The sequence below is a fragment of the Chitinophaga sp. genome (genome assembly GCF_036569125.1).
Taxonomy (GTDB): Bacteria; Bacteroidota; Bacteroidia; order Chitinophagales; family Chitinophagaceae; genus Chitinophaga.
This window is the reverse complement of record NZ_DATCRF010000424.1, coordinates 1-23,460: the sequence shown is the minus strand read 5'-3', so window position 1 is coordinate 23,460 and position 23,460 is coordinate 1. Positions and strand designations below refer to the sequence as shown.

The window sequence follows — 23,460 nt, the reverse complement described above, 5'->3', positions numbered from 1 at the left end:
GTATACAACAGGCCACCATGTCCAACATGATACGGCGTATGGAGGCAAACGGGCTGATTAAAAAAGTAACAGACCCCGACGATAAACGTTCCTCCCATATTTACCTTACGGCCAAAGGCCGGGCTGCGCTTGAGCTGGCCGGTAAAATAGGCGGGGAGCTGGATGATGCAACGGTAAAGGGTTTAACTGTTACGGAAAGAAAAACCCTGGATGAGCTGCTGCAAAAAGTAATGAAAAACCTGGAATAGGTTTTTTTTGAATAAATACATTGCCGACTATATAATTTATCTGCAACTTAAAACACATGACTATGAAAATTGCAATTATATCCAGCAGCATCCGGCAGGGAAGGCGTTCCCACGGTGTAGCGCTGGCATTGGAAAATAAGATCCGCACACTCTCTGCACACGAAGCTTTTATTATAGACCTTGCAGATGCCAGCAACGTGCCGGCTAACATCGGAACTAAGCTGGCTGCAGCAGATGCTATGCTGTTTGTGTCGCCGGAATACCACGGCGGTTATGCTGCCGCTTTAAAAAGGGCCACGGAAGAGGTAGACCGTTCCGTATTTATAGAAAAGCCTATTGGCGCAGTAAGCGTAAGCGGCGGGCCAATGGGCGGCATGCGTGCTGCCCTGCAAATGCAGCAGCTGATACTGGCGCTGTATGGTTTTCCGTTGCCAACTATGCTATTGGTACCGGTGGTGCAGGAAAAGATCAATACAGCCGGTGAAATTTTAGATAAGGCGTTTGAAGATAAAACAGTTCAGTTCCTGCATAGATTCCTGTGGCTGTCGGAAGCGGTGGATGAAAAGAAGCGGGCCATGCGCACAGCCGGGTAAACAGGCTGAGAAATATGATCAGGCGGGGCGGCATAATGCCGCCTTTTTTTGTATTTTATTCTCAAATTCCACGTATGCAAAAATTACTTTGCCTGCTCCTGGCGGTAAGCCTGGCAACAGCTTGTAAGGAAAATGCACCCTTTCCCGTAATACAGCAGCACCTGGCGCGTATAGACAGTATGCCGGCCGTTCCCCAGCCTTTACAGATCATTGACTGGTATGCCATGGCCCGCCGCTTTGATAGCACGGTGTACGACTTTCATGCCACCGGCGCACACTGGCCCCTGGTATGGTGGGATAGCAGCGGCCATAACTTTCCGCAGCCGGTAGTAGGCTTATTTACCGCGCTGGATGATCAGCGGCAGGGCACGCACAACAAAGGCATGTTCCATGAAGCGCTGGCCACTATGGGAGCTACTTTAGGCGCTACACTGGTGGGTATCGATAAAAGCAAGGGCCTGAATTACGTGGGCATGCTTAAGAATTATTTTAACCGGGAAACCGGCTGGAATATTATGATGAACAATACCTGCCCGGAGGTAGCGCTGCTGGGTGGCGGCTATGGGCGCGACTGGTGGTACGACGTATATCCCAACCTGTTATTCTACGCCATTTACGACCGCTATCCTGAAGAACCGGACTTTGATACGCTGGCGCACCGCATTGCAGAAAAATTTTACCAGGCCGATTCTGTATTACAAGGCAACTACAATCACTCCTTTTTCGATTACGCACAGCTGCAGCCAAAAGAAAATACCATCTGCAAACAGCCCGATGCTGCTGCCGGCCATGCATATGTGCTGTATGCAGCCTATAAAAAATTTGGGGATGCCCGCTACCTGCAGGGCGCTATACATGCCTTACAAACACTGCAACAGCAGCGCAGCAATACTTTTTACGAAGTATTTATGCCTTTTGCCGCTTACCTGGCGGCGCGTTTAAATGCAGAACAGGATACGCATTTTAACGTTCAGCAATTCCTGGAATGGAGCTTTGATGGCACTGCCCAATGCCGCAGCGGCTGGGGCGTGCTGCTGGGCCGCTGGAACGGGCTGGATATTTCCGGTATTGTAGGTAATACGCAGGACCGCGGCGGCTATGGTTTTTTAATGAACACTTTTGATGCTGCCTGGCCATTGATGCCGCTGGTACGTTATGATGCATCTTACGCCAATGCCATGGGAAAATGGATGTTACACGCTGCCAATGCAGCCCGTTTCTTTTACACGCAATACATGCCGGACGATCATGAAACCATTCCGCAGCAGGCTGCCATTACCAAAGGGGTAATAGGGTATGAAGGAATTATACATTCACCCTCTTACCCGCAGTATGCGCATCTGCAGGCGCCGGTGGCGCAGGGCGATGGCCCTTTATGGGCTCCGGGCAACCCGGATGTATCACAGTTCAGCGTATATGGCAGCGGGCATGTGGGTATTTTCGGCAGCATTATCCGCAACACCAATGTGCCGGGTATTTTACAGCTGAACCTACTGGCCACTGATTTTTTCAGGGAAGCAGCTTATCCTACCTTCCTGTATTATAATCCTTATCCCCAAACAAAAACGGTACAAATAAATGTAGGGAATACGCCGGTGCGTTTATACAATACCGTTATTCATGATTTTATATCGGCCACGGTGCAGGGAAGTTATGAGCTGGTGTTGCCGCCGGCTACTGCCGCGGTAGTGGTAAGCACTCCTGCGGATGGGACAGTGGCAAAGCAACAGCACCACTTATTGGTTAACGGGGTAATAGTAGATCATCATTTATAGGATCATTTTCCCTTATCCAGCGCCATTTTTAGCGCCAGGCCGGAGAGCACACTGGCCATAAACCATTTTTGCACCCGCACCCATTTAGGATTGGCGGCAAACCATTTGGTTACCCGTGATGCCAGTAAAATAATACAGCCGTTTACCGTAAAGCTGATGCATAGCTGGGTAAAGCCCAGCAGCAGGCTTTGCGCCAGCAAATTGCCATACTCCGGTTTAATGAACTGCGGGAAAAAAGAAAGATAAAATACCGCTACTTTGGGATTCAGCATATTGGTGAAAAGCCCCATGCTGAACAATTTCGCCGGCCCGTCTGCCTGCAGGTGCTTTTGCGTTTCAAACACACTTTTGCTGCCGGGTTTTACCGCCTGCCAGGCCAGGTATAACAGGTAAATAACGCCCGTTGTTTTTAATACCATGTAGGCATAGGGCACGGTAAATAAGATAGCCGTTAACCCGAATGATACCAGTACAATATGGAACAAAAAGCCGCAGGCCACGCCGGCTAAGGAAATAAGCCCTGCTTTTTTTCCCTGGGTAATAGACCGGGATATCAGGTATATCATGTTAGGCCCTGGTGTAATAACCATTACAAAGGCCGCCAGCATAAACAACAGGAGGGATGATAAGGGGATCATGGCTCGGAGGATTGTAAGGTGGAAGCAGCAGTACGCTGCGCCAGGTTAAACATTAAAGCATTGTAATAAGTTTCATATCCATTGGGTACATCGCCCAGGAACAGGTAAGGTTCTATCAGCTCCAGCTCCATCAGCGTGAACACGCCGTTGATCACTACTCCATCTACCCGGGCATACAGGCAGCCTTTGGCAAAGCGCTGCACAAAAGCAGCGGCCTCCTGCACATGTAAGGGGTTCGGAATAGTGCTATGCGTGGTGCCGCCGTACATGGGCTGCACGCGGAAATCGCCGGAGCGCGGGCGTTTTACCACGCAGTGGCTAAACTGCCCGTTAAAGAAAATGAACGACCATTCCCCTTCGGTTTCAATTTCCTTTACAAAAGGCTGCACAATAAAAGCCTCTTTTTCCAGCAGGCCGCTTAAGCGTTGCTGTACTTCCTGCATATTACCCGGTGTAACCGTAAAGGTTTCTTTGGCGCCGGCGCTAATGCAGGGCTTTATAATTAACTGCTCGGTGTTGAACTGTTGGAAAAACGGAGCAAGCCTTGCGGGCGCTCCGTTTTCTATGATGGCGGAAGGAATAACGCTGAAACCAGCATCTATCATCTCTTTTAAATAATGTTTATCGCTGTTCCATTTTATAATGTGTTGGGGGTTTAACATGGGAATATTTAACGCCGAAACCCGGTTCAGCCACTGGTAGAACTGCGTAATTTTTTCATGATAGTCCCAGGGCGCTTTTATCAGCAGCAGGTCATAAGCCTCCCAGCGCACAGCAGCATCTGTCCAGATAACGCGTTCTATGTTCAGGCCTTTGTTGGAGAGGAAAGAAAGCAGCAGGCTCTCTTCATCTTCCATTGTTTCAATAACATATTTTTCCTGTGTTTCGTAACACACGTATGCAATCTTCATGGCGTTTCAATTGTAATGCAAAACAAAAGTAATTGTATATTGGCATCGGAAAAAGAGCCATTTTGAGAATTTTAACAGGGCCATTATGAGTAAAACCTCCCCGCAGATCTACATGCCATTTATACGCCTGAACAAGCAGGATGGCATGCCGCTGTACTCCCAGCTTTATGAACAGATCAAGCAGGCCATTTTTAACGGGCATCTGAAAGCAGGGGAGCGCATGCCGGCCACCCGCACGCTTTCCGTGGAGCTCTCCGTATCGCGCAACAGCGTGTTCCAGGCGTATGACCAGCTGATGCTGGAAGGTTTTTTAGAAGGAAAAAAGGGCGATGGCACCTATGTAATGCAGCTGGATAATGTGCAACGCAAATATGTACCGGCGCCGGTACAAAAGAAAACAACGCTGGCAGATACGGTAAAATATAAAGATGCTTCCCTGGCTGAAAACACGCTGCTGAGCGACAGCTCACTGGAACCGCCGCTGCCTTTTCAAAGCTGCGTAATGGACATGCAGCATTTCCCCGTTAAAGTATGGGCGCGCATAGCCGCTAACATTTACCGCAACCTCCATAAAGTATACCTGGGGTATTTGGATACGCAGGGCCATTTGCCGCTGCGGCAGGCCCTGGCCGATTACCTGCGGGTGAACCGCTCTATTGTTTGCTCGCCCGATCAGATCCTGATCGTGAACGGATCGCGGCAGGCCATTAACCTGGCCGCGCAGCTGCTGATAAAAAAAGGAGACCAGTGCTGGATGGAAGATCCCGGCTACCGCTCCGGAAGAGCTGCTATTACACGCTGGGGCGGTATCGTATGCCCGGTGCCGTTAACGGAGTATGGGTTGGATATTGACTACGGCATGCAGCACTACCCGGATGCAAAGCTTACCTATGTTACCCCCTCTCACCAATACCCCCTGGGCGGCACCCTGCCTTTAAGCGAACGTTTAAAGCTGTTGCAATGGGCTGCCAAACACCAGATGTGGATCCTGGAAGATGATTATGACAGCGAGTTCCGTTACAACGGCCGCCCGGTGCCTGCTTTAAAGGGCCTGGATGATAAGGGGCATGTGATCTACATAGGCACGTTCAGTAAGGTATTGTTCCCGGCATTACGGATCGGTTATATGGTGCTGCCCACGGCAGATATGGCCAAACAGTTCAAAATGCTGAAATCTACCATTGACCGGCAAAGCCCCGTGATAGACCAGGCCATTGTAGCGCAGTTTATGCACGAAGGGCATTTTGCAAGGCACCTGCGCAAAATGCGTACACTGTATAAAAAACAGCAGGAGGAGCTGTTACAGCTGCTGGAAAAGCAGGTGAGTAAATATATTACCGTTGCGCCTTCAGATACAGGCATTCATCTTATTGGCTGGTTAAAACAACCCTGCGATATGGACCTGCTGTTACAAAAAGCAGCAGCCGCCAATATTATTGTGCACCCGGTGCAGGACTTTACCATCCGCTTTAAACAACCGCAGGGGTTACTGTTAGGGTTTACCGGCTTTAAGCATGCGGAGATGGAGCAGGCCGTATTAAAATTAAAACGGGTATTAAGCAGCTTATAATTGCCCTGCATTTCTAAGATTTTTATTACTTTTAAAATCATGCAACAAAAATCTCCCATCACCACATTGTTCCTGGATATTGGCGGCGTACTGTTAAGCAACGGCTGGGACCGTGCTGCCCGCAAACTGGCTGCCAGCGAGTTCTCGCTGGACCTGGTTGAATTAGAAGAACGCCATCACCTTACGTTTGATACGTATGAGGAAGGAAAGCTTACCCTGGACGAATACCTGGACCGTATTGTATTTTATGAGCACCGCTCTTTTTCCAGGCAGCAGTTCAAAGACTTTATGTACAGCCGTACGGAACCTTATCCGGAAATGATTGAAATGATATGCCAGATCAAGGAGAAGTACAAGTTAAAGCTGGCTATTGTAAACAATGAAGGCCGGGAGCTGAATGAATACCGCATCCGCACTTTTGGGCTGAATAAGTTTATAGATTTCTTTATTTCCTCCTGTTTTGTACACTTCCGCAAGCCGGATGCAGATATCTTCCGCATTGCCCTGGATATTGCGCTGGTAAAACCACATGAAGTGATCTATGTTGAGGACCGGGCCATGTTTGTATCTGTGGCAGAGAATTTAGGCATTAACGGCCTGCTGCACGAAAACTATGCTACTACCCGGGAAAAGCTGGCTGAATGGGGCTTCCCGCTGTAAATAAAAAGATGAAACAACTGCTGCTTACGGGGTGTGCCCTGCTGTTACTGTTGCAGGCATACGCACAAAACCCCCGCTTCCGCGTACTGGCCATTGCAGAAAATGGCGGGCATCATATTGCTTATTCCAAAGCTGCGCGGGTATGGTTAGATCAGCTGGCGGCAGATAGCAGCTTTGCCATTGATTACATACAGAACACAGATAGTATTGATGCAGCCTATCTGAAAAGATACCAGCTTTTTATTCAGCTGGATTATCCGCCGTATGCCTGGAAAGAAAAAGCCGTAAAGGCTTTTGAGCAATACGTTAACACCGGGCAGGGAGGATGGATAGGGTTTCACCATGCCACCTTATTAGGTGAGTTTGATGGTTATCCTATGTGGCAATGGTTTCACCGTTTTATGGGCAGCATCCGTTTTAAGGATTACATTCCTGATTTTGCAGATGGCACTGTGCAGGTGGAAGACAGGCAGCACCCGGTAATGAAAGGCATACCGGCGTCTTTTTTAATTGAGAAAGAGGAATGGTATACCTATGATAAAAGCCCCCGGCCCAATGTGCATGTAATTGCCAGCGTAAATGAAAGCACATACAAACCCGCATCGGCTAAAAAAATGGGCGATCATCCCGTGATCTGGACCAACCCGCATTACAAGGCCCGTAATGTATATATATTTATGGGTCACGCGCCGGAGCTGTTTAATAACGTAAACTACACTACGCTTTTCCGCAATGCTATTTTTTACTGCGTAAAAAAGTAAAAAGTAAAAAAGTAAAAATTAAAAAATCGGATTTATGTAGTGCTATTGAATAAACATAATTCAACGCCGGAGCTTGCTTCGTCGCTCTTCCCACCTGGGCCGTGCTGCTCCTCGTAATGACGACCATATTGGTTGCTGTCATATACCTGCAGTACCGGTCATCAATTTTTTAATTTTTACCTTTTCCCTTTTTACTTAAAAAAACGGGGCTGATACCAGCCCCGTTTTCTATGCCCGTCCTATTCGCCGTAATCGATTACAGCGGTCTGTAAATAAATTGGTGGATGATCACTTCCACCTCTTGCCCATTGGAAGGCGCCAGGTGATCGAACAACCACAGGTTCATGTGTACCGGTAAAGCAAGGGTGCTAACCGGGAATCCCGCAGGCGTGGTCCAGGGGAAAAAGGAATTGTTGGCATCTTCATTATGGCCGTGATAGCCCAGGTAAGAAACCGCGCTGCTGGTGCGGTAAAATGTGTGCGTGGTATACGTACCATTTAACGCCAGCTCAAACTCGTGGTGCGCATTGGAATCAGGATTGCCGCTTGAAGGGTACACGGTGTAATTGTAATTGGGCCAGGCATTGTTGCCCCAGCGTGCAAATTCAATATCCATTTCATGATGACCATTATCGCCCGCTTTGTAGTTAAACAAGCCGAACACAATGTTTTTGTCCAGCTGGTCTACACGGCCTTCAATTTTCCAAACGTAGGTACCATAGCCGAAGCTTTGCTGCGATGTAACTTCAGCGCAGTACCAGCGGCCGGTAGCTGCATCTTTGCGGATCTTCAGGTGCAGGTGGCCGCTGCCATCTACCCAAACGTTGCTGGTGCTGCTGCTCCAGTAATTATCGCCAGGGCCGCTGGTGCCTGATTCATCGCGTACGGTCCAGTTAATACCGCTAAAGCTGATGGTTCTTTCAGCGAGGGCTTTTACCGGCGCTGCTTTTTGTGTGTTCGTTGCTGTATCAGGTTTTTCAGTCGTCAGTTCATTGTGCTTACTACAGCTTACCAGGGTTGCCAGGGTAACGGCAAGAATAAAGGCTCTATGCATAGGATTGCGTTTTAAGAATAAAAAAATGGTTAACGTTAATTGTTCAATAGCTCAGACGGGCATAGGTGCAACACCAAAGTATCTCATTTATCTAACAAATTATAGCACACCAAAAATATTCCTCAATCAGTGCATTTTTATCTACACCTTTATCGGTATAAACACCAGCAGATACCTGCATCTCCTGCTTTACAGTTAGGCATTGGTTTTGAACCCTTAGTGCACAATAGACCCATGTAACACTACCGTGAGAAAGGCAGGAATCTTAATGCACATTACTTCTTTACCCGGCCCCTTTGGCATTGGCGATCTTGGACCCGCTGCCAGGGATTTTGCAGACCAGCTGTACCGTAGCGGACAACAGATCTGGCAGCTGCTGCCTTTAAGCCCCGCATCGGCCGGCGCAGGTTATTCTCCTTACAGCGCATCCTCTGCCATGGCAGGTAATATTATGCTGATAAGCCCGGAACTGTTGGCTGACGATGGTTTGCTGGATAAAGCATCGCTGCGCTCATTTCATTTGCCTGATAATAATATGGTTGATTTTGAAAGCGCATACGCTAATAAATCCCGGCTGCTGGAGCAGGCTTATGAAAACTATTGTAAGGGAAAATTCAGCGCCATCGAAAAAGCATACCGGGCATTTTGTAAACAGCATGCATACTGGCTGGATGATTTTGTACGCTATCAATCCCTCACAATATTACACAAAGGCCTGCCCTGGTATGAGTGGAAAAAGAAGTACCGTAACAGCACTAAAGCAGATGAGCCGGAGCTGCATACGCTGCAGGAAAAAGAAAGGTTCTGGCAGTTCCTGTTCAACAAACAATGGCATGCATTAAAAAGCTATTGTAATGAAAGGCATATTCAATTGCTGGGCGATCTGCCTTTTTACATCAGCTACAACGCTGCCGATGTATGGGCCAACCGCAACCTGTTCCTGTTAGATAAAGAAGGCAATATGCAGGGCGTAGCCGGCGTGCCGCCGGATTATTTTAATGAAGAGGGGCAGCTATGGAATATGCCGGTATTTAACTGGGAGGTGTTAAAAGCACAGAACTATAAATGGTGGGTAAGCCGCATACGCCGTAACCTGGAATGGTACAACCTTTTACGGCTGGATCATTTCCGCGCATTTGCCAATTACTGGGAAGTGCCGGCCGGTGCGCCAACCGCTGTAGAAGGGGAGTGGAAGGATGGACCGGGTGCAGATCTTTTTAATGCATTGCAAACCGCCTTTCCGGAAATGCCTTTTGTAGCAGAAGACCTGGGCGATATTAATGATGCAGTGATACAGCTAAGGGACCAGTTTAAGCTGCCCGGCATGAAAGTGCTGCAGTTTGCTTTCGGAGAAGATATGCCACAATCACCGCATATACCGCATGATCATGCACCTAACTTTTTTGCATACACCGGCACGCATGATAATAATACCAGCCGTGGATGGTTCCGGCAGGATGCTGCACCCGCAGATATTGAGCGGCTGTGCTTATACACCGGGCAAACCATCACGGAAGAGGAAGTAGCGCAGGTGCTGGGCAGAATGGTATATGCTTCCGTAGCGCAGCATGCTGTTTTGCCCATGCAGGATGTATTGGGCCTGGATGAAAAAGCCCGTATGAACACGCCTGCCGTAGCCGGTAATAACTGGAGCTGGCGCATGCTGCCCGGCCAGTTCACCGATGCTATGGCCGCACGTTTGGAAGAATGGACAATTGTTTACAATAGAAAGCGGAGTGATAAATGACAACGGCAATTTATATACAGCCCGGCGCAGTGCTGAACGCTAATGGTGCATGCCGTTTTCGTGTATGGGCGCCTTTAAAGAATAAAGTGAGCTTACTGTTACCGGAGCAAAATGTTACGCATGAAATGCAGCAGCATGCAGATGGATACTGGTCGGTAACCCTGCCCAATATTAAGGCAGGCACGCAGTATTATTATGTGCTGGATGAGGAAGGCAAAAGACCCGATCCTGCATCACGCCATCAACCGGAAGGGGTACACGGCCCTTCGGCCGTTACAGACCCTGACGGCTTTACTTTTACAGATGATCAGTGGAAAGGTATGAGCCTGGAACAAATGATCATTTACGAGCTGCATACCGGTACGTTTAGTCCGGAAGGCACGCTGCAGGGCATTATAGACCGCCTGCCCGCTTTGCAGGAGCTGGGTATTACCACCATTGAAATTATGCCCCTGGCACAGTTTCCCGGCTCCCGCAACTGGGGCTACGATGGCGTATACCCTTTTGCGTTACAGAATTCCTATGGCAGCATTAACGACCTCAAAAAGCTGGTAGATGTTGCGCACAATATGGGCATAGCCGTTATACTGGACGTAGTGTACAACCACCAGGGACCGGAAGGCAATTACTTCAGCGACTTTGGCCCTTACTTTACAGATAAGTATAAAACACCCTGGGGCCAGGCTATTAATTTTGATGATGCCTGGAGCGATGGAGTGCGCAGCTTTTACATTGCCAACGCGCTTATGTGGCTGGATGAATTTCATATCGACGGCCTGCGGCTGGATGCAGTGCATGCCTATTGGGACAGCAGCGCGCTGCATTTTGTGCAGGAGCTGACCGCCGCCGTGCATGAGCTGGAACAGCGTTGCGGTAAAAAGAAAATACTCATAGCAGAGCTGGACCTGAACAATCCCCGTTACATTACCCCGGTGGCTAACGGCGGTTATGGTTTGCAGGCGCAGTGGATAGATGAGTTTCACCATGCCCTGCATAGCAAGCTTACCGGCGAAACCAACGGTTATTATGAAGATTTTGGTAAGCTGGATCTGCTGGCCAGGTCTTATGCAGATGCGTATGTATATACCGGGCAATACTCCGCACACCGCAAACGCAGGTTTGGCCTGGCGCCGCAGCACCTGCCCTACAGCCAGTTTGTGGCCTTTATACAAAACCACGACCAGGTGGGCAACCGTATGCTGGGCGAACGTTTAAGCGCGCTGGTGCCTTTTGAGGCATTGAAATTGTCTGCCGCTGCTTTATTGTTATCGCCCTTTGTGCCTTTGCTGTTTATGGGTGAGGAGTATGGCGAAAAAAATCCTTTCCAGTTCTTTACTTCGTTTGAAGATCCTGAGCTGGTAACTGCCGTTCGTGAAGGCCGTAAAAAAGAGTTTGCCGCTTTTCACGCAGCCGGTGAAGCGCCGGACCCTATGGCGCCGGAAACTTTTGATGCCTCCAAATTAAGCTGGGATACCAAAACACCGGAGAATGCTACCCTGCTGGCCTGTTACCGCTACCTGATCGGCTTAAGGAAAACACGGCCCGCATTAAAGTACCATGAGCGCAACGGCACCAAAGTGCATCCCGTGATCAATGAAGGCCTGCTGGTGCTGGAACGTGAGTACGATGGGCAGGATGCGCTGCTGATTGTGCTGAACTTCAGTAAGGAGCAGGAAGCCTACCATCCTGCAGGACTTAAAACCTATCATAAATTGTTTGACTCCGCCCACCTGCAATGGAACGGCCCCGGTGCAATAGCGCAGGATGAAGTACCGGCAGGCGGCGTAATTACCATACAGCCCTTGTCTGCTATTGTTTATGAAATGAAATGATGAGTTATGAAGCATGATGTATTTACCCCGGTTTCCACTTACCGTTTACAGTTCAACGGTGAGTTTACGTTTAAAGACCTGGAACAGCATATAGATTATTTACATGAGCTGGGTGTTACCACCATTTACGCATCGCCCATTTTTGAAGCGGCGCCCGGCAGCATGCACGGGTATGATGTTACCAACCCGCACGCTATCAGCCCTGCCATTGGCACTATTGAGGAGCTGCACAGCTTACAGCGGCAGCTGCATGAAAAAGGTATGAACTGGATCCAGGATATTGTACCTAACCATATGGCCCTGCACCCTGCCAACAGCCGTTTGATGGATGTGCTGGAAAGGGGGCCTAACTCACCTTACTACAACTATTTTGATATTGACTGGGCGCACCCGGATACAACGTTAACGGGTAAACTGATGCTGCCCTTCCTGGGACAGCCGCTGGCCGCCAGCGTGGAAGCAGGGGAAATTAAGCTCCTGTTCTCGCCGCAGGGCTGGCAGGTGCAGTATGGAGAGCTGGCTTTTCCATTATCTGCGCCGGCATATGAAGTGCTGTTAAATGCGCTGCCGCAGGAAGATACTGCCACCCAGGAATGGCTGCAGGCCTTACAAAGAGGCATTGAAAAACCACACACGGTAAAGGAGTGGGAGGAACAAAAAGCATCGCTGTTTGCACGTGCAAATGAAACGCGCCTGCAGCAGCTTACAGACCAGGTGAATGAGGATGCTGCATTGCTGGCCGCTTTGCTGGATCAGCAGTACTACCTGTTCACCTTTTGGCAGGAGGCAGAGACCCGTATCAACTACCGCCGCTTTTTTACAGTGAATGGGCTGATAGCCCTGCGCATGGAAGATCCGGAGGTGTTTAATGAATACCATACCTTTTTGCATGAAATGTATAAGCAGGGCTTAATACAGGGCCTGCGCATTGATCATATTGACGGGCTGCAGAATCCCGGCGAATATATACGCCGCCTGCGGGAGCTGTTTGGTGCGCGCTGTTACATTATTGCAGAAAAAATACTGGCCGGTAATGAAACGATGCCGCGGGAATGGCTGCTGCAGGGCAGCACCGGCTATGAGTTCCTGGGCGATGTAAGCCAGCTGCTCACCGATCAGCAGGGCTTTGAAAAAATTGCACGTTACTACCGCAGCCAGTTCCCCGACCTGGCTAAGTATGATAAGCTGGTGACAAAGAAAAAACAGCTGATCCTGGAAACGCAGATGGAAGGGGAGTGGGATAACCTGGTGCGGTATTGTTACACCCTGGGCCTGGCCGACATACGTGTGAACGAAAAGCAATTGAAAAAAGCATTGGGCCTGCTGATGATACACCTGCCGGTGTACCGGATTTACCCCGAGCAATGGCCCCTGAGCACCCGCAGCCTTTCCCTGCTGGAATATGCCATGGACGGCGCTTTGCGCAGTGATCCGGAGCTTACTAAAATGCTGGAGCTCATACGCTCCTGGTGGCAGCTGGATAAAAAAAGCGAGCAGGGTATTAAGTTCCTGCAACGCATGATGCAGTTTACCGGCCCGCTCACCGCCAAAGGCGTGGAAGACACTACCTTTTATGTATACAATGCTTTAATATCCCATAATGAAGTAGGCGATGCGCCGGAAGGCAGTAAATGTTCGCTGATCCGTTTTCATGAACATGCGGGTAGCCGGCAGCGTTACCATCCCTTATCATTAAATGCTACGGCTACGCACGATACAAAAAGAGGGGAGGATGGGCGCATTCGTTTAAATACGCTCACCTTGCATCCTAACCAATGGATCCAGCAGGTGCAGCAATGGCATACCATGAACAAACCTTTCAGTGAGAATGCCGCCCCGGATATGAATGATGAATACTTCATTTACCAGTCCGTGCTTTCGGGCTACCCGGCAGATGGTGTGGTAACCCCGGTGTTTAAAGAAAGATTAACATCCTACATCACGAAAGTATTACGGGAAGCAAAGGTGCACAGCAACTGGTCGGCCCCGAATGAGGAATATGAGCAGGCCTGCACACAGTTCATAGAAAATTTGTTTGCAGCAGACCATCCGTTCACAGACAGCATGGGCGCTTATTTTGAGAAGATCAACCAGCAGGCGCAGATCTATTCTCTAACCCAAGCACTCATTAAGATCACGGCGCCGGGCATACCGGATATATACCAGGGCTGCGAGCTGTGGGATTTGAGCTTTGTTGACCCGGATAACCGCCGCCCGGTAGATTATGCGCAGCGCAAACAATGGCTGGCTAAGCTGCAGCAGCAGGAAAAAGCCGGTGTTGAAAATTTACTGGGCTTTTTGCATACGCATCGTACCGCAGGTATGGAAAAATTGTATGTTACCTGGAAGGCTTTACAGGCAAGGCGCGCACACCCGTCCCTGTTTGCAAAAGGGGAATACATACCCGTGTATAACCGGGATGATCATTCCGTAATTGCATACGCCCGCAAAGAGCAGGATAAATGGTGCCTGGTAATAGCGCCGCTGATAGCCGCTACCCATGCAGGCCGGGAAGAAGAGCCCTTAACGCTGACCTTACCCGAAGGCGCGCCGCTGAAATGGAAACATATCTTTACAAATGAGCAGGTAGCTACGCCTAACGGGCAGCTGCCCACGGGCATGCTGGAGAAATTTCCTGTAGCATTCCTGCTCAGCGAATAAGCTTAACACAACACCTGTTATAAAGCAAACAAGGCCGGGCAATTGCCCGGCCTTTGTTTTATATTAAACATTCACACTGTTTACGGTTGTTTTGCCATTTCTTTGGCCTGTTTTTCTTCATGTATTAATACCACTATGGAGCGGCCACCTATCTCCATGGTGCTTTGAGCTTTAAATACCTTTCTATTGTCTTCTTTTTCCGGCTGCCCGGTATCCAGCAGTATATGCCATTCATCGCCGTAGGAGGAAGCAGGCAGCGTAAAGGAAAGTGGTTCATGATGCGCATTCAGCATAATGTAAAAGCTATCATCCACTATCTTTTCCCCTTTAGGGCCAATGCTGCGTAAGCCGCGCCCATTCAGGTACACAGCCAGGGAGCGTGCAAAATCAGTATCCCAGTGCTCGTCGGTCATTTCCGCGCCTTCAGGTAAGAACCATGCAATATCTTCTACGCCGGAATCTTCTACCGGGTGGCCGCGGAACCAGCGCCGCCTGCAAAAGGCCGGGTGCTTCAACCGCAGCTGTATCAGCTTTTTGGTAAAGTTCAGCAGGCTTTGATCCAGCTGATCCCAGTGCAGCCAGCTGATCTCATTATCCTGGCAATAGGCGTTGTTGTTACCCTGCTGCGTGCGGCCGGCTTCATCGCCTGCCACTATCATGGGCACACCCTGTGAAAGGAACAGGGTAGTAAGCAGGTTGCGTTTTTGCCGTTCCCTTAAAGTATTGATCAGCGGATCTTCTGTAGGGCCTTCTGCACCGCAGTTCCAGCTGCGGTTATGGCTGTCGCCATCCTGGTTGTTTTCCCCGTTGGCATCATTGTGCTTATCGTTATAGGAAACCAGGTCGTGCAGGGTGAAACCATCATGCGCTGTAATAAAATTAATGCTGGCTGTTGGGCGGCGGTATTCTTCTTTATACAGGTCTGCGCTGCCGGTTAAGCGGGATGCAAATTCGGCCAGCGTGCTGTCTGCGCCCCGCCAGTAATCACGTATGCTGTCGCGGTACTTGCCATTCCACTCTGCCCAGCCGGGAGGGAACTTGCCTACCTGGTAACCGCCTTCGCCTACATCCCAGGGCTCTGCTATCAGCTTTACCTGGGAGATCACGGGATCCTGGTGAATGATATCGAAGAAGGCGCTCAGGCGGTCCACTTCATGCAGCTCGCGTGCTAAGGTGGCAGCCAGGTCAAAGCGGAAACCATCTACATGCATATCCAGCACCCAGTAACGCAGGCTATCCATAATAAGCCGTAATACGCTGGGGAGGCGGGCGTTCAGGGTATTGCCTGTGCCCGTATAATCCATGTAATAACGTTTATCATCTGTTAGCCGGTAGTAGTCTGCATTGGAAATGCCACGGAAAGAAAGGGTGGGCCCCAGGTGATTGCCTTCCGCCGTATGGTTGTACACCACATCCAGTATCACCTCTATCCCTGCTTTGTGCAGGGCTTTCACCATTTCCTTAAACTCGCGCACCTGCTCCCCGCAAATGCCGGAAGCGGAGTAGCGTACATCCGGCGCAAAAAAGCCGATCGTATTATACCCCCAGTAATTGGTTAATCCTTTATCGGCCAGGTAGCGGTCTGTAACAAAGTGATGCACGGGCATCAGCTCAACGGCAGTAATGCCCAGCTCCTTCAAATATTGAATGGTAGCGGGGTGGGCCATGCCTTTGTAAGTGCCCCGTTCATTTTCCGGTATGTCAGGGTGCAGCTTGGTAAATCCCTTTACATGCGTTTCGTAGATCACGCTTTGGTGATAAGGCGTTTTGGGCGGTTTATCGCCCTCCCAGTCAAAAGCAACATCTACCACCACGCTTTTAGGTATAAACGGGGAACTGTCTGTGGTGCTGAAGCTCAGGTCTTCCTCAGGATGTCCCATTTCATAACCAAACAGGGAATCGTGCCATTCAATAGTACCGGCAATGGCTTTTGCGTATGGATCTATTAAAAGCTTGTTACGGTTATAACGGTATCCCTGCTGCGGCTCATAGGGCCCTTCCATACGGTAGCCATACAGCTGGCCGGGCTGTATGCCGGGCAGGTAAATATGCCATACATGGTTGGAGCGTTCTGTAAGCCTTACACATTCCTTTTCGGAGGCGCCCTTGGGCTCGTCAAACAGGCATAAGTCTACTCTGGTGGCATTTTCTGAATAAATGGCAAAGTTCACACCTTCACCATCCCAGGTGGCGCCCAAAGGGTACGGGTGTCCCGGGTAAGTTGGTCTACTCATAAGTCATATGCTGGTTTGCATTTGTCCTTTCATCAATTATGGTGCCTGTAAATCTACTCATTGCCATTACCCACCCGCAGCCATTTGTAATCATACCCGTTCAGGCTCAGGTTGGGAGCGGCCTGCACAGATGTGCCATTCACGAGATCATATAGCTGGTTACCGGCTGCCGGTAAGTGTACCTGCTGTGCAGCGGCGCTGAAATTATGCAGCACAATAAGCGTTTTATTCTTGTACCGGTATTGCATGGCCAGCACGCCCGGCGCGCCGGTATTTAACAGCTGCCATTTACCCAGGCCTATTTCAGGACATTGTTTACGCACCCGTATCATTTTCTCCAGCCAGTTCAATAAGGAGCCGGGCGTTCTTTGCTGCCGGATCACATTCACTTTTTCATATCCGTAATCACCACCGCTTATCACCGGCCGGAAAGGCTGTGCAGCTGTTGTAAAGCCTGCATTGGGTGCAGCGCTCCACTGCATGGGAGTACGGATGGCAAGGCGCTCGCGCAGCTGCAGATCATCGCCCATACCAATTTCTTCGCCATAGCGTATCACGGGCGTGCCGGGCAATGCCAGCAGCAGGCTGTAAGCCATTTCAATACGTTTGGGATCGTTATTCAGCATAGGGGCCAGGCGGCGGCGCAGGCCGCGGTCAAACAGCTGCATGTTCTTGTCCGGTCCCATAGCCTGGTATACTTCATTGCGCTGCTGCTCCGTTAAGCGGCCCAGGTCTATCTCATCATGATTGCGCAGAAAGTAGGCCCACTGCGCAACTTCAGGCACCTTACGCGTTTCTTCCAGCGCTTTTGCAAGTAAGGCTGTTTTGCCTGTAGCCAGTGCATAGAAAAGGTATTGGTTCACGTAAAAGTTGAACATCATTTGCAGGCCCTCCCCGTTGCTGCCAAAATAATGTTCGTTGGCATCCGGCATTACATTGGCTTCGCCTAATACAATGGCATCACCCGAGCGCCATTGCACAAAGCGCTGCATATCGTAAATGATCTCGTATTGCTGGGGTGGTTTGTCATTGCCGGGTTGCGCTACCTCTATCATAAAAGGCACCGCATCCAGCCGGAAGCCTGCTATGCCCTGCTGCAGCCAGTAAGCCAGTACACGGTTGCCTTCTGCACGCACCAGGGGATTGGTGAAATTAATATCCGGCTCAAACTCATAAAAGCGGTGATAATACCAGGCTTTGGCTGTGCTGTCATAACTCCATACTTCCGGCTGCCATCCCGGGAAAGCCATGCCTTTGTTATAATTGGAGGGCCGTTTATCCGTCCATGCATAAAAGTGATGGTAAGGGGAGGAGGTATCCTGCCGGGCGCGTTTGAACCAGGGGTGCTGGTCAGAGGTGTGGTTCAGCACCATATCCATCATTACCCGTATGCCATGCAGCTTTGCCTGGTACATAAAGGCAGTAAAATCGCCGGGTGTGCCGCAGGTGGAATCTATGCTGTAATAATCCGAAATATCATACCCGTCATCTTTTTTGGGTGATGGCTGAAAAGGCGCCAGCCATATAGCATCCACACCCAGGCCCTGCAGGTAGTCCAGCTGCTGAATAAGCCCCTGGAAATCGCCATAGCCATCCCCGTCGCTGTCTTTAAACGTATGTACGTCCAGGTTATAGATAATGCTGTTCTTATACCAGCGGTCTTCCTGCGGGCTGGTAACAGGCGACTGTGCCTGCAGCTGCAGGAGCGTAATGAATACAGCAGCTAAAAGCAGGTAATACTTTTTCATGCACGGATGTTTGCTGTTTGTCAACGCAAGTGGCAGGCCAAATGTGCAGCTAAAAAATGCTAACTTCAACTTATGGAAGAGCCTGAAAAATTACAACGGGTGGTAGAAGCCCGCATGAAGCTCAAAGCCCGCTTTGAGGAAAAAATGAAAGCTACCCCTTCTGTGGCCGATAACCGGCCAATGGGCAAGGGAAACCCCAACCGGCATGGTATGCCGGTGGTGCCTGTGGGGCAGGTTATTACTAAAAAATGGCCGGTGCTTGATCTGGGCATTCAACCTACTATTCCATTAGATAAATGGCGGCTGATAGTGGACGGGGAGGTAGAGCACCCGCTGGTATTAACCTGGGATGATTTTATGGCCCTGCCGCAAACGGATGATACGTCCGACTTTCACTGTGTAACTACCTGGTCAAAGCTGGATATGAAATGGAAAGGCGTGCGCCTGATGGACATTGCCGCCCTGGCGCAGCCTAAGGATACTGCCACCCATTTAATGTGTTACGGGTACGATGAGTATACCACCAATGTAGCGCTGGAAGAAGCGCTGAAACCGGATGTGCTGCTGGTGCACACCTTTGAAGGGCAGCCCTTGCCTAAAGAGCACGGCGGCCCGGTGCGGATGATAACACCACAGCTCTATGCCTGGAAAGGTTCCAAATGGATCAGCCGGATCGAATTTTTAGCCGGTAACCGTTTAGGGTTCTGGGAAGAAAGAGGCTATTCCAATACCGCATATCCCTGGCGTAATGACCGCTACAGCTAACCTTGTTCTCCGATCTTTTGGTTCTTGCCGCCTTTAAATTGTGGTGGCAGGTTCTTCAAATGCTGGCAGATCACATCCATGATCTGCTTTCCTTTTTCTGTTAAAGACTGCTGCGCATTGTAACAGGGTATGTCCCCGTCTTCTTTCTGCACAATGTCAAAGCTTGCCGGGATATCTGTGGTAAGATGCTGGGGTGGTTTAACATGGTATATGATGCTGGATGATTGCCGTTCCATATCCATATCTATCATATACTGTACCCCTTCTAAGGTAATGGTGATGGGCCTGTTCATAGTACTGCTCCTTTATAAATTTCACAGCAATGATCAGGCCCATTAATTAACAATGAATAATTAATAATTAATAATCGAACGGCCGGGATGTTAACAAATGGAGCTTGCAAACATGCCGGAATAAATAAGGGCTGACCATTACACTTGTATGATCAGCCCTCTTTATTATTAATTATTCATTCTTAATTATTAATTAACCTAAACGGCCTGGCTGGTTTCCAGCGGCAGCACGGGTGTTTGCTCCGCAGCCTGCTGCTGCGCTTTCTGCTGCTGTTCGTGCTGGTACTCAGCTTTTACAATGTTGGCGGTTTTATGATCGCCGGTATGGCTCCAGCCCGGCGGCATAATAATGTAAAGGAGCTTGCTTTTGATGCCGGGCGCCTTTCTGATATCTTTCCACAGGTAATAAAATTCCCCGAAATATACATCCAGCAGATTGTTGGGATTTAATTGCCGGGTAATGCCGTATTCAATTACCACTTCCTTTTTCTCATACTGGAAAGTACCGAACACTTTATCCCAGATGTTGAGCAGGTTGCAGAAATTGGTATCCATATACAGCGGGTTGCGCGCATGGTGTACGCGGTGGGCGGAAGGCGTAAGAATGATCTTATTCAAAAAGCCCAGGCGGCCATCCGGCAGCAGGTTTTCTCCCACATGTATGAATGCGCCCCAGAAACCATCAATAAACATTATAAAGAACAGCAGGGGCGGGTTCACGCCGGCCAGTATGCAAATGGTGGTACGGATCACATCTGCATAAGGGCCTTCCAGGAAAAAGTGCGCATGGCTTACAAACAGGTTCATGTTCTGCGGCGCATGGTGTGTGGAATGCAGGCACCAGAAGATCCGGACCTTATGCCCCAGGTAATGATAAATGAAGTGGGAGAACTCCCACACAATATAACCGTATATTAACCAGTACCACGTAAACGTAGTATGGAACAGCGCTAATTTTTCAAACAGCCCTATACAGAATGCAATGGCTGCAATGGAAATAAAGCGGCCTATAAAACGGTTCAGCACAAAAATAAAGAAGGGCATTTTGTAATCCTCTACCTTAAACCGTTTATATACCAGGGCACGGCCTATTTCCAACAGCAATAATAAAGGTATCACGGGTGAAACGGCCGTGAGCACGCCATTAAATGTAAGCAGGGTTTTGTAATCACCTGTTTTGTACATTTCCAGCAACTGTCCTATCCCCAGAAAGGAAATTAACTCGTGATACAGTGTTTGTAATACTTCCATCAGTTAACTTTTTTTATGGTTTCCGCTACCCAGCCATAACAACGCATCAATGATCAGCTGATCCTGTTGTTTATTGCCGAACGTATAAGATAATGTCCTGTTGGTTTTGCCTTCATAGTCCATATCATTATGGCCCATATTCAGGTACAACATTTTATAACGTTGATTGGTCCACACAACGGGGTAGTACCCGCTATGCCATATTTCATACTGTTTGGGGCCGGTGCCCAGCGGAAAGCTGGTTGAATCAATGGACAACAATATTTTTATATCAGGGTTCTTACGCAGGTCATTTTCCCAGCGGTACCATTCATTGGGCGATGCTTTAATGAGCGCGCCCAGGCGCCTGGTTGCAGGATGTTCCTTATCTTCCACTTTCAGAAAAGCGGAAGTAGGCCGCCAGGTGTTGCTGCCATATGCGCCGGAACCTAAGAAGGTGTTGTGATACCAGTCCCAGTTCTGCGGATAGGCGGAGGGTGTTAATGCAAACGCGGAGAAGTGAAAGCCCATCCAGCCGCCGCCGTTCTCCATATATTTTTGAAAGGCATTTCTTTGCTCCGGTTTATCGGGCCGTGTATCCAGGAACACTACTACCTGGTAGTTTGAAAGAAAGGCCTCATTTAAATTATCCCAGTTGTTGGTTGAATCATAAGTGAAGTGATATTTTTTAGCCATGGCCGGAAACCATTGATTGGCTTCATGTACAAAGCTGATGTGCGCAAGGTCTTCTTTGCCGGTATAAAAAGCGATCACTTTAAATTTGGGAGGGGTGGTCCGGGCAGTGGTTCCGGTATGACATAACAAGCATACTATGAAGATGACAAGCACCAGAGTAATTTTGACGTGGAACTTCATGTTATAAATTTAAAATTTTTAATGCTCTTAACCTACTAAAATGGTCCTGTATTCCACACTTTGAACGAAATTGTACATAGCGTACCATACATACGAAACCCTTTGTATGCCTGATTTGTATGAAATTTATTTTACCATAAAACCCGATACTATGTTGCACATACTTTACATTATTGCTATTACCGCAGAGGCCATGACCGCCGCCTTATCTGCCGGCCGCCGTAATATGGATTGGGTAGGTGTTTGTATGATTGCCTGGGTAACAGCCCTGGGGGGCGGAACCATCCGTAACATCTTATTAGGCCATTACCCGATGACCTGGGTAAGCCATCCTGAGTACCTGCTGATCACTGCAGGCGCTGCGCTGTTTGCTGCGCTGATCGCTTCTTTCATGCGCCGTTTAAAAATGCTGTTCCTGTACCTGGATGCGCTGGGCCTGGTGGTATTCACTATTATTGGCTGTCAGCTGGCAGAGGAAATGCATTTGCCCGTTATCATCATTTTATTAAGCGGTATGATCACTGGTTGCGCAGGCGGTGTGTTGCGCGATGTGTTGTGTAATGATATTCCTTTATTATTCCGTAAAGAGGTATATGCCAGCGTAGCCATTGTTACCGGCGGGGTGTATTTAGGTATGGAAGCAATAGGCAGCAGCGCACAATGGGCTACGGTAATAGCGTCTGTAACAGGGTTAATACTACGCCTGCTGGCCATCCGGTATGAGTGGCAGATGCCAAAGTTCGTGTATCACGAAGAGTGGGAATGAAACATCTGGAAATAATTCATAACATTTAGCATTATTTTTTATTTTATTAGCTTTATGGAAATGATTTTGCCATTGTGAGTGTATATCAGCAATTTACAGATCAGGAACTGGCGGACTTGCTTAAGTCCGGAGATGAGCAGGCATTCATTGAAATTTATGACCGGTATATCTTTGTCTTACTGAACCATATTTACAGCAAGACCGGTGATCGGGAGGAGGCAAAAGATATCGTGCACGAAGTGTTTGCCAAACTTTGGGCCGGGCGTGAGCAGCTGCAGATAACGAATAGCCTGGCAGGGTTTCTCTATACCTCTGGCCGCAATATTGTATTAAACCAGGTTACGCGTAAAAAAGTAGAAGAGAAATATTTTAATTCCATTCTGAAATTTTCGGAGCAACCCCAAAGCTTTACGGATCACCGCATCCGCGAAAATCAGCTGATCGCTGTTATCGAAAAGGAGATCGCCGCACTGCCTCCTAAAATGCGGGAAGTTTTTGAACTCAGCCGCAAACAACACCTCAGCCACCGGGAAATTGCTGAAAAATTAGATATTTCGGAGCAAACTGTCAGTAAACACATCACCAATGCCCTGAAGATCCTTCGCATTAAACTGGGTCTTTTCGCCTATCTCCTGTGGATCATATACCCTAAATAATTTTTTTTATTTTATTTACCTGTTCCGCTTTAGTTGATTGTCTCTTAATATAAGGATACAATTTCCTAGTCTTATGCAGGAGCAAGAACTTAAAGACCTTTTAGCAAGAATACGTAACGGAACGGCTACTGATGCGGAAAAAGCCTTCCTGGAAAACTGGTATCTTCAATACCAGGAGAAAGATCCTGCCGGATATTCACTGTATGAGCGTTTGGAAGACGCAGATGCGATCCGGGCAAAATTGCAGCCGGCCATCATCCACACGAAACAAAGCAGGCTTTGGCCGCGGATGGCTGTTGCCGCTTCTATATTAATTGTATTAGGCGCCGGCACCTGGTTGTTGCTGAATAGAAAAAATGAAACCAACCGGTCAGGCAGTGATGTTGCTCCTTTCACTACCGTCGCCATTTTGAAAAGCGGCGGTAAGACCATCCTGCTGGAT

The 23,460-nt window shown here is 48.9% G+C and carries 21 protein-coding genes; 13 read left to right on the top strand and 8 right to left on the bottom strand.

From position 1 onward, the window contains the following. The 3 genes from VIM87_RS15815 to VIM87_RS15805 form a co-directional block, all read left to right on the top strand. Positions 1–248 (top strand): MarR family winged helix-turn-helix transcriptional regulator (locus VIM87_RS15815; RefSeq protein ID WP_331997930.1); only part of this gene is annotated, 248 nt, incomplete at its 5' end. Between the two features lie 62 nt (positions 249–310). Then, on the top strand, positions 311–841 hold the full coding sequence (locus tag VIM87_RS15810; RefSeq protein ID WP_331997929.1) for an NADPH-dependent FMN reductase: 531 nt from the start codon (positions 311–313) through the stop codon (positions 839–841). A 74-nt stretch (positions 842–915) separates the two neighbouring features. Further along, positions 916–2,616, top strand: a complete 1,701-nt coding sequence (locus tag VIM87_RS15805; protein ID WP_331997928.1) for a hypothetical protein — start codon at positions 916–918, stop codon at positions 2,614–2,616. Positions 2,617–2,618: 2 nt separating this feature from the next. On the opposite strand, the gene VIM87_RS15800 is transcribed toward VIM87_RS15805, so the two are convergent. After that, complete coding sequence (locus VIM87_RS15800) at positions 2,619–3,254, bottom strand: LysE family translocator (protein ID WP_331997927.1); 636 nt, start codon at positions 3,252–3,254, stop codon at positions 2,619–2,621. After that, the gene (locus tag VIM87_RS15795; RefSeq protein ID WP_331997926.1) at positions 3,251–4,165 is read right to left on the bottom strand and encodes a hypothetical protein; all 915 of its coding nucleotides are present in this window, start codon (positions 4,163–4,165) and stop codon (positions 3,251–3,253) included. Before VIM87_RS15795 ends, VIM87_RS15800 begins: the two co-directional genes overlap by 4 nt. A gap of 85 nt (positions 4,166–4,250) precedes the next feature. Here VIM87_RS15795 and VIM87_RS15790 point away from each other — a divergent pair, with 85 nt between their 5' ends. From VIM87_RS15790 to VIM87_RS15780, 3 genes are read left to right on the top strand one after another with little or no spacing between them, the layout of a single operon-like run. Further along, a complete protein-coding gene (locus tag VIM87_RS15790; RefSeq protein ID WP_331997925.1) occupies positions 4,251–5,735 on the top strand; it encodes a PLP-dependent aminotransferase family protein in 1,485 nt (494 codons plus the stop codon). 39 nt (positions 5,736–5,774) lie between these two features. Beyond that, entirely contained in the window at positions 5,775–6,395 is a 621-nt protein-coding gene (locus VIM87_RS15785) for an HAD family hydrolase (RefSeq protein ID WP_331997924.1), read from the top strand. A gap of 8 nt (positions 6,396–6,403) precedes the next feature. Continuing rightward, complete coding sequence (locus VIM87_RS15780; RefSeq protein ID WP_331997923.1) at positions 6,404–7,156, top strand: ThuA domain-containing protein; 753 nt, start codon at positions 6,404–6,406, stop codon at positions 7,154–7,156. 256 nt (positions 7,157–7,412) lie between these two features. Here the strand turns inward: VIM87_RS15780 and VIM87_RS15775 are convergent, their stop codons facing one another. Next, positions 7,413–8,210 (bottom strand): glycoside hydrolase family 16 protein, encoded by a 798-nt coding sequence (locus tag VIM87_RS15775; RefSeq protein WP_331997922.1) that lies wholly within the window; start codon positions 8,208–8,210, stop codon positions 7,413–7,415. Positions 8,211–8,457: 247 nt separating this feature from the next. Between VIM87_RS15775 and malQ the strand changes: the two genes are divergently transcribed. Genes malQ through treY form a run of 3 tightly spaced genes read left to right on the top strand, consistent with a single transcriptional unit; the run spans position 8,458 to position 14,450 of the window. Next, positions 8,458–9,957: a 4-alpha-glucanotransferase gene (gene malQ / locus VIM87_RS15770; protein WP_331997921.1), complete on the top strand. Its 1,500-nt coding sequence runs from the start codon at positions 8,458–8,460 to the stop codon at positions 9,955–9,957. Further along, positions 9,954–11,789 (top strand): malto-oligosyltrehalose trehalohydrolase, encoded by a 1,836-nt coding sequence (gene treZ, locus VIM87_RS15765; RefSeq protein WP_331997920.1) that lies wholly within the window; start codon positions 9,954–9,956, stop codon positions 11,787–11,789. The genes malQ and treZ overlap by 4 nt, the downstream gene beginning before the upstream one ends. Positions 11,790–11,795: 6 nt before the next feature. Further along, complete coding sequence (gene treY / locus VIM87_RS15760) at positions 11,796–14,450, top strand: malto-oligosyltrehalose synthase (RefSeq protein WP_331997919.1); 2,655 nt, start codon at positions 11,796–11,798, stop codon at positions 14,448–14,450. A gap of 80 nt (positions 14,451–14,530) precedes the next feature. On the opposite strand, the gene glgX is transcribed toward treY, so the two are convergent. Next, positions 14,531–16,684: a glycogen debranching protein GlgX gene (glgX, locus tag VIM87_RS15755; RefSeq protein ID WP_331997918.1), complete on the bottom strand. Its 2,154-nt coding sequence runs from the start codon at positions 16,682–16,684 to the stop codon at positions 14,531–14,533. Positions 16,685–16,737: 53 nt separating this feature from the next. Then, positions 16,738–18,432: an alpha-amylase family protein gene (locus VIM87_RS15750; protein ID WP_331997917.1), complete on the bottom strand. Its 1,695-nt coding sequence runs from the start codon at positions 18,430–18,432 to the stop codon at positions 16,738–16,740. Between the two features lie 72 nt (positions 18,433–18,504). Here VIM87_RS15750 and VIM87_RS15745 point away from each other — a divergent pair, with 72 nt between their 5' ends. Further along, a complete protein-coding gene (locus tag VIM87_RS15745) occupies positions 18,505–19,197 on the top strand; it encodes a sulfite oxidase-like oxidoreductase (protein WP_331997916.1) in 693 nt (230 codons plus the stop codon). On the opposite strand, the gene VIM87_RS15740 is transcribed toward VIM87_RS15745, so the two are convergent. From VIM87_RS15740 to VIM87_RS15730, 3 genes are all read right to left on the bottom strand, one after another. Next, on the bottom strand, positions 19,194–19,490 hold the full coding sequence (locus VIM87_RS15740) for a hypothetical protein (RefSeq protein ID WP_331997915.1): 297 nt from the start codon (positions 19,488–19,490) through the stop codon (positions 19,194–19,196). The two genes, VIM87_RS15745 and VIM87_RS15740, sit on opposite strands and share 4 nt — an antisense overlap. 198 nt (positions 19,491–19,688) lie before the next feature. Further along, entirely contained in the window at positions 19,689–20,741 is a 1,053-nt protein-coding gene (locus VIM87_RS15735; protein WP_331997914.1) for a sterol desaturase family protein, read from the bottom strand. Between the two features lie 3 nt (positions 20,742–20,744). Next, positions 20,745–21,569 (bottom strand): ThuA domain-containing protein, encoded by an 825-nt coding sequence (locus VIM87_RS15730; protein WP_331997913.1) that lies wholly within the window; start codon positions 21,567–21,569, stop codon positions 20,745–20,747. Positions 21,570–21,747: 178 nt separating this feature from the next. Between VIM87_RS15730 and VIM87_RS15725 the strand changes: the two genes are divergently transcribed. The 3 genes from VIM87_RS15725 to VIM87_RS15715 all read left to right on the top strand — a co-directional run. After that, a complete protein-coding gene (locus tag VIM87_RS15725; RefSeq protein ID WP_331997912.1) occupies positions 21,748–22,362 on the top strand; it encodes a trimeric intracellular cation channel family protein in 615 nt (204 codons plus the stop codon). Positions 22,363–22,436: 74 nt separating this feature from the next. Continuing rightward, positions 22,437–23,018, top strand: a complete 582-nt coding sequence (locus VIM87_RS15720; protein ID WP_331997911.1) for an RNA polymerase sigma-70 factor — start codon at positions 22,437–22,439, stop codon at positions 23,016–23,018. A gap of 73 nt (positions 23,019–23,091) precedes the next feature. Beyond that, a partial coding sequence (locus VIM87_RS15715; protein ID WP_414649649.1) for a hypothetical protein occupies positions 23,092–23,460 on the top strand: 369 nt, incomplete at its 3' end.

Bases quoted from the DNA above. Each gene is read 5' to 3' on its own strand.
- VIM87_RS15810 (WP_331997929.1), top strand. From the start codon at position 311: ATGAAAATTGCAATTATATCCAGCAGCATCCGGCAGGGAAGGCGTTCC.
- VIM87_RS15805 (WP_331997928.1), top strand. From the start codon at position 916: ATGCAAAAATTACTTTGCCTGCTCCTGGCGGTAAGCCTGGCAACAGCT.
- VIM87_RS15800 (WP_331997927.1), bottom strand. From the start codon at position 3,254: ATGATCCCCTTATCATCCCTCCTGTTGTTTATGCTGGCGGCCTTTGTA.
- VIM87_RS15795 (WP_331997926.1), bottom strand. From the start codon at position 4,165: ATGAAGATTGCATACGTGTGTTACGAAACACAGGAAAAATATGTTATT.
- VIM87_RS15790 (WP_331997925.1), top strand. From the start codon at position 4,251: ATGAGTAAAACCTCCCCGCAGATCTACATGCCATTTATACGCCTGAAC.
- VIM87_RS15785 (WP_331997924.1), top strand. From the start codon at position 5,775: ATGCAACAAAAATCTCCCATCACCACATTGTTCCTGGATATTGGCGGC.
- VIM87_RS15780 (WP_331997923.1), top strand. From the start codon at position 6,404: ATGAAACAACTGCTGCTTACGGGGTGTGCCCTGCTGTTACTGTTGCAG.
- VIM87_RS15775 (WP_331997922.1), bottom strand. From the start codon at position 8,210: ATGCATAGAGCCTTTATTCTTGCCGTTACCCTGGCAACCCTGGTAAGC.
- treZ (WP_331997920.1), top strand. From the start codon at position 9,954: ATGACAACGGCAATTTATATACAGCCCGGCGCAGTGCTGAACGCTAAT.
- treY (WP_331997919.1), top strand. From the start codon at position 11,796: ATGAAGCATGATGTATTTACCCCGGTTTCCACTTACCGTTTACAGTTC.
- glgX (WP_331997918.1), bottom strand. From the start codon at position 16,684: ATGAGTAGACCAACTTACCCGGGACACCCGTACCCTTTGGGCGCCACC.
- VIM87_RS15750 (WP_331997917.1), bottom strand. From the start codon at position 18,432: ATGAAAAAGTATTACCTGCTTTTAGCTGCTGTATTCATTACGCTCCTG.
- VIM87_RS15745 (WP_331997916.1), top strand. From the start codon at position 18,505: ATGGAAGAGCCTGAAAAATTACAACGGGTGGTAGAAGCCCGCATGAAG.
- VIM87_RS15740 (WP_331997915.1), bottom strand. From the start codon at position 19,490: ATGAACAGGCCCATCACCATTACCTTAGAAGGGGTACAGTATATGATA.
- VIM87_RS15735 (WP_331997914.1), bottom strand. From the start codon at position 20,741: ATGGAAGTATTACAAACACTGTATCACGAGTTAATTTCCTTTCTGGGG.
- VIM87_RS15725 (WP_331997912.1), top strand. From the start codon at position 21,748: ATGTTGCACATACTTTACATTATTGCTATTACCGCAGAGGCCATGACC.